At 48.2% G+C, this 12,978-nt stretch carries 13 protein-coding genes and 1 rRNA gene; 4 read left to right on the forward strand and 10 right to left on the reverse strand.

The window, feature by feature from the left end; genetic code table 11:
- Positions 1-83: ribosomal RNA gene (gene rrf, locus Q365_RS27510) — 5S ribosomal RNA — on the forward strand; the annotation flags it as partial.
- Between the two features lie 368 nt (positions 84-451).
- Positions 452-790, forward strand: a complete 339-nt coding sequence (locus Q365_RS0111125) for a 50S ribosome-binding protein YggL (protein WP_028023414.1) — start codon at positions 452-454, stop codon at positions 788-790.
- 201 nt (positions 791-991) lie between these two features.
- On the opposite strand, the gene Q365_RS0111135 is transcribed toward Q365_RS0111125, so the two are convergent.
- Together Q365_RS0111135 and epmB are read right to left on the reverse strand one after the other, a co-directional pair.
- A complete protein-coding gene (locus Q365_RS0111135; RefSeq protein ID WP_028023415.1) occupies positions 992-1,492 on the reverse strand; it encodes a GNAT family N-acetyltransferase in 501 nt (166 codons plus the stop codon).
- 95 nt (positions 1,493-1,587) lie between these two features.
- Positions 1,588-2,610 (reverse strand): EF-P beta-lysylation protein EpmB, encoded by a 1,023-nt coding sequence (epmB, locus tag Q365_RS0111140; protein WP_028023416.1) that lies wholly within the window; start codon positions 2,608-2,610, stop codon positions 1,588-1,590.
- Between the two features lie 34 nt (positions 2,611-2,644).
- Between epmB and efp the strand changes: the two genes are divergently transcribed.
- The gene (gene efp, locus Q365_RS0111145; protein ID WP_028023417.1) at positions 2,645-3,211 is read left to right on the forward strand and encodes an elongation factor P; all 567 of its coding nucleotides are present in this window, start codon (positions 2,645-2,647) and stop codon (positions 3,209-3,211) included.
- 143 nt (positions 3,212-3,354) lie between these two features.
- On the opposite strand, the gene frdD is transcribed toward efp, so the two are convergent.
- Genes frdD through frdA form a run of 4 tightly spaced genes read right to left on the reverse strand, consistent with a single transcriptional unit; the run spans position 3,355 to position 6,698 of the window.
- Positions 3,355-3,717, reverse strand: a complete 363-nt coding sequence (gene frdD / locus Q365_RS0111150) for a fumarate reductase subunit FrdD (protein WP_028023418.1) — start codon at positions 3,715-3,717, stop codon at positions 3,355-3,357.
- A gap of 25 nt (positions 3,718-3,742) precedes the next feature.
- A complete protein-coding gene (gene frdC / locus Q365_RS0111155; protein ID WP_028023419.1) occupies positions 3,743-4,126 on the reverse strand; it encodes a fumarate reductase subunit FrdC in 384 nt (127 codons plus the stop codon).
- Between the two features lie 2 nt (positions 4,127-4,128).
- Positions 4,129-4,887 (reverse strand): succinate dehydrogenase/fumarate reductase iron-sulfur subunit, encoded by a 759-nt coding sequence (locus Q365_RS0111160; RefSeq protein ID WP_028023420.1) that lies wholly within the window; start codon positions 4,885-4,887, stop codon positions 4,129-4,131.
- Positions 4,887-6,698: a fumarate reductase (quinol) flavoprotein subunit gene (frdA, locus tag Q365_RS0111165; RefSeq protein WP_028023421.1), complete on the reverse strand. Its 1,812-nt coding sequence runs from the start codon at positions 6,696-6,698 to the stop codon at positions 4,887-4,889. Before frdA ends, Q365_RS0111160 begins: the two co-directional genes overlap by 1 nt.
- A gap of 459 nt (positions 6,699-7,157) precedes the next feature.
- Here frdA and epmA point away from each other — a divergent pair, with 459 nt between their 5' ends.
- Positions 7,158-8,129: an elongation factor P--(R)-beta-lysine ligase gene (gene epmA / locus Q365_RS0111175; protein ID WP_028023422.1), complete on the forward strand. Its 972-nt coding sequence runs from the start codon at positions 7,158-7,160 to the stop codon at positions 8,127-8,129.
- Between the two features lie 69 nt (positions 8,130-8,198).
- Here the strand turns inward: epmA and Q365_RS0111180 are convergent, their stop codons facing one another.
- The 4 genes from Q365_RS0111180 to rsgA all read right to left on the reverse strand — a co-directional run bounded on the left by Q365_RS0111180 (position 8,199) and on the right by rsgA (position 12,907).
- A complete protein-coding gene (locus tag Q365_RS0111180) occupies positions 8,199-9,086 on the reverse strand; it encodes a DMT family transporter (protein WP_028023423.1) in 888 nt (295 codons plus the stop codon).
- Positions 9,087-9,229: 143 nt separating this feature from the next.
- On the reverse strand, positions 9,230-10,645 hold the full coding sequence (locus tag Q365_RS0111185; RefSeq protein ID WP_028023424.1) for an SLC13 family permease: 1,416 nt from the start codon (positions 10,643-10,645) through the stop codon (positions 9,230-9,232).
- 184 nt (positions 10,646-10,829) lie between these two features.
- Positions 10,830-11,732 (reverse strand): archaetidylserine decarboxylase, encoded by a 903-nt coding sequence (gene asd, locus Q365_RS0111190; protein ID WP_028023425.1) that lies wholly within the window; start codon positions 11,730-11,732, stop codon positions 10,830-10,832.
- 122 nt (positions 11,733-11,854) lie between these two features.
- Complete coding sequence (gene rsgA / locus Q365_RS0111195) at positions 11,855-12,907, reverse strand: small ribosomal subunit biogenesis GTPase RsgA (protein ID WP_028023426.1); 1,053 nt, start codon at positions 12,905-12,907, stop codon at positions 11,855-11,857.
- Between the last annotated feature and the right edge of the window lie 71 nt (positions 12,908-12,978).

Genomic DNA, 12,978 nt, shown 5'->3' on the forward strand with positions numbered 1-12,978 from the left:
TCCATGCCGAACTCAGTAGTGAAACGTAACAGCGCCGATGGTAGTGTGGGGTCTCCCCATGTGAGAGTAGGACATCGCCAGGCTTCAAATTCGTTTTCATCTTTTCAGAAAAAGATGAAGGCAAAAAAACAAAAAGCCCTGACCTGACGGTCAGGGCTTTTTTGCGTTTGAGCGAAAATATTCCGATAACGGTGTATGAGCATCCACCATGTCGGTGAGCTTTGGTTGAAGGCTTATAAGGACTCAACGAAGGAGTCATTAGGTTTTTTAGAAGCCGGTACCAACGAGTCCAAGACACAGCGAAAAACTGGCCTACATCGAGCGGCAAAACTAACTTTGCCACTTTGGTGCCTACAAAGCGTCTTTCCTCCCGTTTTTTAATGTTTGATACCGACAAGCCTAAGACTAACTTCTACACTGTCAGCACTTGTTAGCTGACAGGAATAAATCCATGCCATCACAACGTTCTAAACGATTGAGAAAGAAGCTGTACCTAGATGAGTTCGCGGTGTTTGGCTTTGTGATCAGTCTGAAGCTGAATACCGAAAACGATGAAGAATTGGATGCTTTTATCGAGTCTTTGGCCGATTTTGCAGAATCTCGCCATCTACTTGTTGCTGGAGGTGGTATGAGTGATATTGAGCTTGTTGTGGGCTCAGCGCTTCGATATGGCTCTGCGACAGCACAGGACAGGGAGTCAATCAAAGTATGGATTGACGATCGAAGTGAAGTTGAGCTTTTAGAGTTAGGTGAGCTTGTAGATTTGCATCAATTGGAACAGACAGACTAATCCCAAAATATTCACATATCTGTTTTTTAAGCTGAGATATTGAAGTGAGCCTTTCAATGAATGTTATTCATCTCTGACATCTATTGATGTGGGCTTATGGGTAAGAAGGCAGCTCAGTTGTGGTTGGGTAAACTCAACGGTAAAGCTGTGGAGAAGAGCGCGAAAAGTGCTTTCACGCTCATGGTTAGAAATAGCACTTAATCAGCTTTTAGGCGTGTTCGAACGGGCCATGTAAAGCGCATCGACGTATTCCCCATTTCGAAAAGCGTAATCCACAGCCCTGCCTTCCTGCTGAAATCCAAAGTTCTTATACAAGGCAATGGCGGCTTCATTGTCGCTATAAACGGTTAATTCGATTCGACGTAGATTCAACCAATTGTCGGCCAAATCTATCATGGTACTAAGTAATTTACTGGCAACGCCTTGTCCGGTGTGGTCATCATGCACAGCCATGCCGAATTCACCCACATGACGTCTGCGTGCGCGATGATTGGCTTCAAATCCCAACTGACCTACTATCTTCCCTTCTTCTTCCGCGACCAGGCAGTAGACGTCATCCGGTAGGTTACTGAGTCGTTTTTCCCACATAGCAAGTGAAGGTAATGGCATTTGTAGCGTGCCAGCTTGTGCTTTTGGACAGGCATAGAGCTGCTGGATAGCGGGAATATCGCGAGGTTCTAAAGGACGAACAGTTACAGGCATAGTCACTCCTTAGGTAACGCCAGAGGGACTTTTTATCATTGCTTGCAACTGACTGCTTAGCAAGCAGTTTTTAGGTTAGTAATGACTTACTTTTCTTACTCGAGATGAAGGTCGAGTGGCGTCTTGCTATCACGACCGCCGACTTCACGTGTTAGGCGTGGAACCAAGTAGCCAGAAACTTCCTTGATAAGCCCTGACATCAGTATTTTCGCATCTTCATCGGCAACTAGGAAATGCGCAGCTCCTTTCACTTTGTCCAGAACATGCAAGTAGTAAGGTAAGATACCTGCATCAAACAAACTGTTGCTCAGGTTTTTCAGCGCTTCGACAGAGTCATTCACGCCACGTAACAGCACACCTTGGTTTAAAAGGGTGACTCCGGCTCTTTTGAGCTTCACCATCGACGCACGTAACTCATCATCAATCTCATTGGCATGATTGATGTGAGTGACCAACACCACGGCAAGTCTCGATGATTCAAGCATGTGAGTAAGTGCTAACGTCACCCTTGATGGGATCACGACGGGCAGTCTCGAGTGAATACGCAAGCGCTTGATGTGAGGCACTGATTCTATCGCTTCAATTAGCCATTGCAGTTCATGATCTTTCGCCATGAGTGGATCCCCACCTGACAGAATAACTTCATCGACTTCAGGGTGATCTTGCAAATAGGCGATCGTTTCGCGCCACGTTTCTTTGCCGCCTTTGTTATCTTGATACGGGAAATGTCGACGGAAGCAGTATCGGCAATTGATCGCACACCCGCCTTTTACAATCATCAGAACGCGGTTTTTATACTTATGCAGTAAACCGGGAACATCGTTATCTTGTTCGTCTAGTGGGTCTGTTGTGAAACCGATGGCTTCCTCAAACTCTTCAATGACGGGCAAGACTTGACGTAAAAGTGGGTCGTCCGGGTTTCCTTTCTCCATTCTATCAATGAAACTTTGCGGCACACGTTGTGAGAACAAAGTGCGGGCTGAGAAGCCGGACATCCATTGTGTAGGCTCGATATCAAGCTGTTGCAGAAGAATTTGAGGATCTGAGACAGCATTTGCGATCTCTTTGAGCCACTTTTGCTCAACAGGCGATGCGTTTCGGGTTATTATGTCCGGCATTTATGACAACTTCGAAGATGTTAAGAGGATAGACATGGCGTCTTTTAGCACCAATGAATTCCGCGGTGGAATGAAAATTATGCTTGATAATGAACCTTGTGTCATTATCGAAAACGAGTTCGTTAAGCCTGGTAAAGGCCAAGCGTTCAACCGCGTAAAAATCCGCAAGCTGCTTTCTGGCAAAGTGCTGGAGAAGACATTCAAGTCAGGCGACTCAGTGGAAGCTGCTGACGTAATGGATCATGAACTAGACTACCTCTACACAGACGGTGAGTTCTGGCATTTCATGAACGCAGAATCTTTCGAGCAAATCGCAGCTGATGAAAAAGCAGTTAGCGATAACATCAAATGGCTGAAAGAGAATGACCGTTGCACGTTGACACTATGGAACGGTAACCCAATTGCAGTGACTCCGCCAAACTTTGTTGAGCTAGAAGTGACTGAAACTGATCCTGGTCTGAAAGGTGATACTGCTGGTACTGGCGGTAAGCCTGCAACATTGATCACGGGTGCTGTTGTTCGTGTACCTTTGTTCATTCAAATCGGTGAAGTGATCAAAGTGGATACTCGCTCTGGCGAATACGTAAGCCGCGTTAAGTAATCACTGTTCATCTGCTTTGCAGTAAAAAGGTCGCTCAGGCGGCCTTTTTTGTTGCTTCAAACGTCGAATGAATCCATCGAAGTGACTGCCTGTTTCAGAAACAAAAAAAGCACCCGAAGGTGCTTTTTTATTGCTTGTCGCAATTAAATCATAAAGACAAAAATTACTGACAATGCGCTAATCAAGAACGCCGCAGCGTAGCAAGCTACTTTACCGGCAACTCCGGTGTGGAATTTCAGGTCATGCATGCCGTGGTGCAAACGGTGCATTGCATGCCACATAGGTAGAGACAGCGTACCAATCGTAAACAGAGCACCGATGAAGCTAGTCACAAAGCCAGTGACTCGCTCGTAGCTTAATGCTTCTGCATCTAGCATGCCTAATGGCACCATGATGCCGAGAACCAAAATGGTCACAGGGGTAATCATTGCAAACCAAGAACCGCCAGCACCAAATAGGCCCCACCATACTGGTTCGTCAGAACGTTTTGGATTCAAATCGACCACGTTTTATCTCCTCACTTGTATGGTGTTAAACCACAAACAGAATAACGGCAGAAATCACCGCAACTGCTGCCCATTGAGTCAGCACAATGATTTTCTTATCAAGCTTCTTACCGCCAATACGGATTGGCATCACCTGCGGCATCATGCTGAAGAAGGTCTGCGCATGGAACAGGCTTCCGATCAGTGCCACGATATTGATCGCTATAACGACAGGGTTTGCCATGAAACTTAACCAGTTCTGCCAAGCACTTTCGCCAATGACCAAGCTACCTAGGCCAAAGGTTAGGAACAAGGTAAACAAAATCAGCGGCAATACAGTGGCTTCACGTAGCATATACATACGGTAGAAAGGGTGATCCTTCCACCAGGTACGCTTCATTTCACGAACGTAAGGTTTACGGTTAGACATCCTTAAGCCTCCACTTTCTTTGGTGAACCATCAGGTTTTAGCATGGCAATGACGAAGTCCTGAGAAGATACAATCTTGCCTTGGTTAACGGCCGCCGCTGGATCGACACTTTTCGGACAGACTTCTGAACAGTAACCGACAAAGGTACAACCCCATGCGCCGTTTTCACCATTGATCAGTGCCATGCGCTCGCTAGCACCATTGTCACGGCTATCAAGGTTGTAGCGGTGAGCCAAGGTCAGCGCGGCAGGGCCGATGAATTCTGGGTTCAGGCCAAACTGAGGGCAGGCTGCGTAACAAAGGCCGCAGTTGATACAACCCGCGAACTGCTTGTAGCGAGCCATTTGCTCAGGCGTTTGGTTATTTGCTCCATCTTCAGGCGTGCGGTCGTTGCCAATGATGTAAGGTTTGATCGCTTCAAGACGCTCAATAAATGGCGTCATATCAACGATCAAATCTTTCTCGATTGGGAAGTTCGCCAGTGGTTCAATGGTCACGCCATCAGGGTAATCACGCAGGAACGCTTTACATGCAAGCTTTGGTACATTGTTCACCATGATGCCGCAAGAGCCGCAGATTGCCATTCGGCAAGACCAACGGTAAGCGAGATGCTTGTCGAGATGGTCTTTGATGTAGCCTAGTGCATCCAATACTGACATTGTGTCGTCGAATGGCACGTTAAAGGTTTGCAGGCGAGGTTCATCATCTTTCGACGGATCGTAGCGAAGAATGCTGACTTTTTGAATGCGATTGTCTGACATTATGCCTGCTCCTTCTGTTGTTTTTCAGCCTTCTTAGCCGCAGCTTCCGCTTCTTCGGCAGCAGCACCATATAGGCGCGCCTTCGGCTGAGATTTCGTGATTTTCACGTCACCATATTTAATGGTTGGCGCAGCATCTGGGTTATAGAAAGCCAGTGAGTGTTTTAGGAAGTTCGCGTCATCGCGTTCAGTGCAGCCTTCGTCAAGGCGCTGGTGAGCACCACGAGATTCACGGCGCATCAGTGCTGAGTGAGCCATCGCTTCTGCCACTTCGAGGCCGTAGCCCACTTCAATGGCGTACAAAAGGTCGGTATTGAACACTTTTCCTTTGTCTTGAATGCTGATGCGCTTGTAACGCGCTTTTAGCTCAGTAAGCTTGTCGATGGTTTGTTGCATGAGATCTTCACGACGATAGATACCGCAGCCGGCTTCCATGGTGTGACCCATTTCAGTTCGGATATCAGACCAATTTTCATCGCCTTCTTGATTCATTAGTGCATCGATACGTGCTTCAACCGCAGCGATTTGACGGGCAATTTCCTCGTCATTCCAGCCAGTAAATTCAGCGGCACGCTCAACAGCACCTTCACCTGCGACGCGACCAAATACCACCAACTCAGCCAGCGAGTTTGAACCCAAACGGTTAGCGCCGTGTAGGCCGACAGACGAACACTCGCCCACAGCAAACAGACCTTTGATCGTGGTTTCGTTCTTACCGTTGGTTTCGATACCACCCATGGTGTAGTGCGCAGTAGGACGAATTGGGATTGGCTCTTTGGCTGGGTCAACGTTCACGTACGCTTTTGCCAATTCACAAATGAATGGCAGACGTTCATTGAGGTACTCTTCACCCAGATGGCGAAGGTCAAGCAGCACCACATCGCCCAGTGGGTGCTTAATGGTGTTGCCTTTTTGCTGTTCGTGCCAGAACGCTTGCGAGACTTTATCGCGAGGACCCAGCTCCATATACTTGTTCTTTGGCTGGCCAATCGGTGTTTCTGGGCCCATGCCATAGTCTTGAAGGTAACGGTAACCGTTTTTGTTAACGATAATACCGCCTTCACCACGACAACCTTCGGTCATCAGGATACCTGTGCCAGGTAGGCCTGTTGGGTGATATTGAACGAATTCCATATCACGTAGCGCAGCACCGTGACGGTATGCCATCGCCATGCCGTCGCCTGTGACGATGCCGCCGTTGGTGTTGCAGTTATAAACGCGGCCAGCACCACCCGTCGCCAAAATGACGGATTTGGCTTTAATGCAGACCAATTCGCCTTCTGACATATGAATGGCGATCAGGCCTTGCGCTTCACCGTCTACAACCAGCAAATCCACCACGAAGTATTCGTCTAGGCGCTTGATTTGTTTGTATTTGATAGATGTTTGGAAAAGCGTATGTAGCATATGAAAACCGGTTTTATCGGCTGCGAACCATGTACGCTCTACTTTCATACCGCCAAAACGACGAACGTTAACGTCACCGTTTTCTTTGCGGCTCCATGGGCAACCCCATTGTTCCAATTGGATCATCTCGCGAGTCGCATTCTCGACGAAATATTCCACAACATCCTGTTCACAAAGCCAGTCACCACCGCCAACGGTATCGTTGAAGTGGTTATCGAGGCTATCCTCATCCTTGATGACGGCGGCAGAGCCACCCTCAGCGGCCACCGTGTGGGAACGCATCGGGTATACCTTAGAAATCAGAGAGATTTCTAGTTCAGGGTTTGCTTCAGCTGCAGCAATAGCGGCACGAAGGCCAGCGCCGCCAGCGCCAATAACAGCGATATCTGTGGTAAATGTTTTCACAGCTATCCTCCGGAGGATTGTTAAAAAATAAGAGATGCAATCTATGCATCGAACTCAAAGCTGCCTCCATCTTAGTGAACTTGAATTCATCACAATTTGACCTGAAAGGGTATTTGTTCCGACTTTTCGGTGTTCTTTGGTGTTAAGCCACAGAAGTGTGATCTGGGTCGTTAGTGTAAGAAAACATGCATGTTAATGGTGGGTTACCTAGCCTTTTCGTATGTTTCTGACACGTAAAGAATGCATTGCTTCTAGGTTGGCTAACTCTTTATTTTAAAAGATATTTAATTGAGTGATGTTTGATGAAGATAAACAGCGTCTTTCAGTTTGAGGGGGCTTATCTCTTTGATTTGTCCAAGCGTGAGAAAACAACAGTTCAGCTTGATAGCAGAGAGCTTTCTATGAGAAGGCAGCAAGAGATACAATATGGCCAATCCCAATGAGAGAGAATGGTTCTATATGACTCCGCAGTGGCGTCCTACGTCTAATATCGAGACATTAAAAGCACGCGCAACCTTGATGCGTCATATCCGTCAGTTTTTTGCAGAGCGCGATGTCATGGAAGTAGACACACCCGCGATGAGTCAGGCTACGGTCACCGATATTCATTTGCATACATTCCGCACCGATTTTGTTGGCCCAGGTTTTGCGAAAGGTATACCGCTTTACTTGATGACGAGCCCTGAATTCCATATGAAACGTTTGTTGGCTGCTGGCAGTGGTGCTATCTATCAAATCAATAAAGCTTTCCGTAACGAAGAAGCGGGTCGTCACCACAATCCTGAATTTACCATGTTGGAGTGGTATCGCCCGGGGTTTGATCATCATGCATTGATGGATGAGATGGACACCTTGCTGCAACTCGTGATGGGTGTGGGGCAAGCAGAACGTATGACCTATCAAGATGCGTTTATCGCGGTGCTGGGAGTCTGTCCACTCGAAGGCACAATGGCACAGCTTAAATTGGCGGCAAGCACATTAGGGCTGTCAGATATCGCTGATCCTGAAGAAGACCGTGATACCCTGCTTCAACTATTGTTCAGCGTGGGTGTTGAACCCGAAATCGGGCAAACTGTTCCTGCCTTCGTGTATCACTTCCCTGCTTCACAAGCCGCATTAGCGAGAGTGTGTACGGACGATAAACGTGTTGCCGCGCGCTTTGAGGTTTACTTCAAAGGCATTGAATTGGCCAACGGTTTCTATGAACTGGACAATGCAGACGAACAGCTTGCACGTTTTGAAGCTGACAACCGAAAGCGTGAAAGCATGGGATTGAATGCCCAGCCTATCGATCACCATTTGATAGAAGCTATCAGACACGGTTTGCCAGATTGTTCGGGCGTAGCCTTGGGGGTTGACCGCCTGATCATGTTGGCGTTGGGCAAATCACATATTGATGATGTTATCGCTTTCCCTGTCGGGCGTGCCTAACGAAAAACGCCGCATTCAAATGCGGCGTTTTTGTGTTTTAGGGCAACAGAGGCACGTTAATGAACGCACCTAGCTCGTTACGATAAGCCCCGCGCCGGTGACAGCAAGCGCAGCCCCAATCCATGCACTGGGTGATGGACGCACTTTGGTGAATAGCCAAATGAGTGGAAGCACCATAACAGGTGTTGTTGAAGACAGCAGTGCTACCATGCCCACTTCTCCCCACTTCAGCGCGTACATAATCAGCGTCATACCGACGGCCATAGCAAGAAATCCGTTGACCACCACCATACCGAAAATACGCCAATTTATCGGGTTCACTGGTTGCGCCACACGTACTTGTAGCAGCACGAGTGTTCCGTGTGCGGCAAATGCTGCAATCATACGGACGGCGGAAGCGGCGATAGGGTCGACATTGCCCGTGAGGACGGGTTTAGCAATGACGCCGCCTAGCGACTGACATAGCGCTGCCGTTAAACCAAGGGCGATAGCGACGCCCAAGCTACCTTTCGTTTCTTCCCACTGATGTGCGTTTCCGCTTTGGCGGAAAAAGACGGCAATCATGACGCCGGAAAACACCAAGATAGCACCGAGAAGTCGTATGCCTTGCAGGGTTTCACCAAACAACCAGATACCCAGCAGTGCCGAGAACCCAGCATGACAGGAATACAAAAGGCCAGAGCGTCGCGGACCGATTCGATTCATGCAGCCAAATAGCGCAGTATCACCAATAAAAATACCGATCAGGCCAGATATGGCCATTGGCCACCATATGTCAGACGTGATAGTGGCCCATCCACCGGTGAATAGTGCCAGTAGAGTTAGCATGATCGACACACACGCCATACGCCAACGGCTGTAGGCAAAGCTACCTAAGTGACGAGCCGGCGTCACCGAAATTAGGCTGGAAATGCCCCAAAGAAAGGCGGCGGCAAGCGCTAGCCATTCATATCCCAAGAGAGTGTCCTCATAAGGTGCGAGCCAAAGTTCGCGTGGTTAAATTTGAAAAGGAGCGAGAGTGTATATGGACTTGGGATTTTGGGAAAGGCCAGACGGCCTTTCCGATCGGATGTTCTAATGTGCTAAATGGCAAAAGAACTCTAGGTGAGAATGAGCATCGCGGCGTAAACCATTACTAAACCTACCACACCTAAAATAACACCGACTTTGGCCATGTCTTTGCTTTCAATTAAACCCGTCGAGTATGCCAAGCTGTTCGGTGGTGTAGATACTGGCAATATCATGCCAAGCGAAGCGGAAAACGCGACCACAACCAATAGTCCTTGAATACCCCCAACCGTGGAGAGGCTTTGCATGGATGTTGCTACGGCTGCTGCAATCGGCATAAGAAGGTTCGCTGTCGCAGTGTTCGACATGAAGTTTGCCATCAGCCAGCAAATTAGGGATAGGGTTAGAACGACCGCAACGGGAGATAGGGTGTCGTAGTCAACGGCGTGTGCGAGTGCGACGGCCAATCCTGTTTTGTCCAGCGCTAAACCTATGGCGATACCGCCGGCGACGAGCCATAAAACATCCCAATTGATGAGCTTTAATTCTTCTTTACCCATGATGCCAGTAAGAGTGAATACGGCCAGTGGAACAATCGATACCACATACGTGTTCATGCCATGCAGGCTGGTGGTCATCCACAGCAGTATGGTTACGGCGAACGTGGTGTAAACCGTGTATGCACGCCAGCTTTTTTGGAATTTCCCTTCTAATTTTAGCGTCATTTCTTGTTTGTTGGCGGGGTAGAGGGCTTGCAGCAGCCACCAAGCGAACGCCAATTGAACGACCACAAAGGGTAAACCCATGGCCATCCAGTCTAAAAAGCTAATGGCGTTTTCCCCCGTAAGGTACTGCAAGGCAATGGCGTTGGGCGGTGTGCCTATTGGTGTTGCAATGCCGCCAGTGTTTGCGGCGATAGGAATGCATAGCACCAACGCTTTGATTCCCGTGTCCCCTTTCGGTACGGAAGCCACAATCGGTGCCAGCAGTGCCAACATCATCACGGTAGTTGCCGTGTTGGACATAAACATCGAAAACACCGCAGTGATCAGCATCAGTCCTAACATGATAAAACGCGGTTGATTGCCGAAGGGCTTGAGAAGCACGCGAGCGAGGTTGTTGTCTAAATCGTATTTTGATGCGGCAATCGCAAGGGAAAAGCCCCCCATGAAAAGGATGATGATCGGTGAGGAAAAGGCGCTGAAGATATCTGTATATGCGATGAGTTCTCCCAACTCATGCCCCGACGTCGTGCCACGGAATACATTGAGCCCCTTGTCGGAAATCATGATCAATTCGAGAGCGATGATGAGAATCGATGTGGCGAAAACGGGAACGGGCTCGAGCACCCAAAGCAGTGCGGCCAGTAAGAAAATGGCAAGCAGGCGATGCTGAATGACAGTTAGGTCGTCGAGAGGTATCCAGTCGATAGGCATGAGAAGAACGCCGAGCGGGATACCAAAGGCAATAACAAATTTGAAGAGAACCGAACGAGAGACTGTTGGCATAAGGTTGATCCCATCCTCTTTGAATAAAGTGGTGGCATCAATTCGCTTTTAATTCATTAAGTTGGATGCCACTGTGCTAACAACAGCATACGGGCGCAGACAGAAAATACTCTGTGTTCTGATAATATTTGTGCACAAAAAAAGGGCAATAATGCCCTTTTCGTCACAGATCGTAACTTTGCCGCTAAACGGTTTCGGTTTCGCTCTGTTCTTGATTGTGTGCCGCGACTTTTTGATGAGCGTAGCTCTCGCCCATACGAGTTGGCTTACCAGCAACAATGCTCTCGTCAAAGGTGATCGCGCCTTTCGGGAACAAGTTGATCACAGTTGACCCCAATTTGAAGCGACCCATTTCTGCGCCTTTCTGAATGGTAACAGATTGATCGCCTTCGGCTGGGTAATCCCAGCGACGAATGCTTTGACCTGTTGGCGGCGTGATGGTGCCTGCCCACGTGGTTTCAATGCTGCCTACAATGGTTGCGCCAACAAGCACTTGTGCCAGTGGTCCAAATGCGGTGTCAAAAATACATACGACACGCTCGTTACGTGCAAATAGATTTGGCACGTTTTCAGCGGTGAGTGGGTTAACCGAAAATAGGTCGCCCGGTACATAAATCATTTGGCGGAGTGTTCCGTCGCATGGCATATGAACACGGTGATAGTCACGCGGAGACAAGTACAGCGTCGCAAAATCACCATCAGCAAATTCTTCAGCCAACATTGCGTCGCCACCTAGCAATTCACACGCATCAAAGGTGTGGCCTTTTGCTTGGATCAGTCGGCCTTGCTCGATAGGACCGGCTTGGCTGACACAAGCGTCAGCAGGGTGGCTAATGATGTTTGCAGCATCATTGATTGGGCGAGCACCGTCTTTCAACTCGCGCACAAAGAAATCGTTGAACGTTGGGTAGCTCGCTGGATCTGGATTTTTAGCTTCACCCATTTCAACCTTGTATTGACGTACAAACCATTTGATCACAGCGGTCGTCAAAAAGCCGGCTTTCGCAGCGGCAAGTTTCCCAACAAGGCGGGTTAGTAGATGTTTTGGCATACAATACTGCAAACCAATTTTCAAATCGTTAGACACAGTGGTTATTCCTAACTCGTCGAATGCCTTAGAGAAATTCCAAAGGCCGAAATGTAAAAAGCGGCCTAGTTTACAAAATTAACAGGCCGCTAACCAGATGGAGGGGGAAAATCGATGAACGATCAGTTTTCTTTATTGCGTGAAAACTGTCGATTTGCCTTCATTTCAGACATGCTATCGATGATCTTGTGGTAACTGTCAAAGCGTTCGGTACTGATCTTACCTTCTTCGACCGCGTCTCGGATCAAGCAACCTGGATCGTCTTTGTGTTTGCAATCGCGGAATTTACAACCGCCAATGTAATCACGAAACTCTTTGAAACCTAACGTGACTTGTTCTGGCTCTAAGTGCCAAAGTCCGAACTCACGTACCCCTGGGCTATCAATAAGATCGCCGCCATCAGGGAAGTGATAAAGGCGCGCAGTGGTGGTGGTGTGCTGGCCAAGCCCTGAGTTTTCAGACACTTCGCACGTCTCCGCATTCACTTCAGGAAGCAGTACGTTAACCAAGCTTGATTTACCAACACCTGATTGGCCGACAAAAATACTGGTCACGTCAGCAAGCTTTGCTTTTAACGCCGCCATGCCTTCACCCGTTTTCTGGCTCACCATCATGACGTCGTAGCCAATCTGGTGATAAATCGCGAGCATATTTTTTACGATCTCGATACCATTTTCGTCGAGCAGATCGATTTTATTGATCACGATTAGAGGCTTGAAATCAACCTGTTCGGTAGCAATCAAGTAACGGTCTATAATGTCGGTAGACAGTTCGGGTAAAATTGCAGAAACGATCACAACTTGATCGATATTGGCTGCGACTGGTTTTACACCGTCATAGTAATCTGGGCGAGTAAGCACTGAGTGACGTTCGTGGACAGCTTCCACTACGCCAGCAATGCCTTGCAATGTTTTTACGCCAGGACGCCAGACGACAGTATCTCCAGTCACCAAGCTTTCGATTGAGCGGCGAAGGTTACAGCGTTGAACAGCACCGGTTTGAAGATCTTCAATATCGGCGTGTTGTCCAAAACGAGTGATCACGACCCCTTCACGGGCTGATTCCAGTAAGGACTCATCCCACTGGACATCCTTTTGCTGACGATCAATTCGTTTGTTTTGGTTTGTCCGTACTCGGCGCAGTTGGCCTTTTGTGAGATTTTTCTTTTTTGCCACGAGAATGTCGCTAGTTTAGTTGGCTTTCAAGTCAGGCTAAGTATGATACATGGTTTATTTGTAAAATAGGC

Origin of the sequence: Enterovibrio calviensis DSM 14347, from assembly GCF_000621165.1 — a bacterium.
Taxonomy (GTDB): Bacteria; Pseudomonadota; Gammaproteobacteria; order Enterobacterales; family Vibrionaceae; genus Enterovibrio; species Enterovibrio calviensis.

Bases quoted from the DNA above. Each gene is read 5' to 3' on its own strand.
- Q365_RS0111125 (WP_028023414.1), top strand. From the start codon at position 452: ATGCCATCACAACGTTCTAAACGATTGAGAAAGAAGCTGTACCTAGAT.
- Q365_RS0111135 (WP_028023415.1), bottom strand. From the start codon at position 1,492: ATGCCTGTAACTGTTCGTCCTTTAGAACCTCGCGATATTCCCGCTATC.
- epmB (WP_028023416.1), bottom strand. From the start codon at position 2,610: ATGCCGGACATAATAACCCGAAACGCATCGCCTGTTGAGCAAAAGTGG.
- efp (WP_028023417.1), top strand. From the start codon at position 2,645: ATGGCGTCTTTTAGCACCAATGAATTCCGCGGTGGAATGAAAATTATG.
- frdC (WP_028023419.1), bottom strand. From the start codon at position 4,126: ATGTCTAACCGTAAACCTTACGTTCGTGAAATGAAGCGTACCTGGTGG.
- Q365_RS0111160 (WP_028023420.1), bottom strand. From the start codon at position 4,887: ATGTCAGACAATCGCATTCAAAAAGTCAGCATTCTTCGCTACGATCCG.
- epmA (WP_028023422.1), top strand. From the start codon at position 7,158: ATGACTCCGCAGTGGCGTCCTACGTCTAATATCGAGACATTAAAAGCA.
- Q365_RS0111185 (WP_028023424.1), bottom strand. From the start codon at position 10,645: ATGCCAACAGTCTCTCGTTCGGTTCTCTTCAAATTTGTTATTGCCTTT.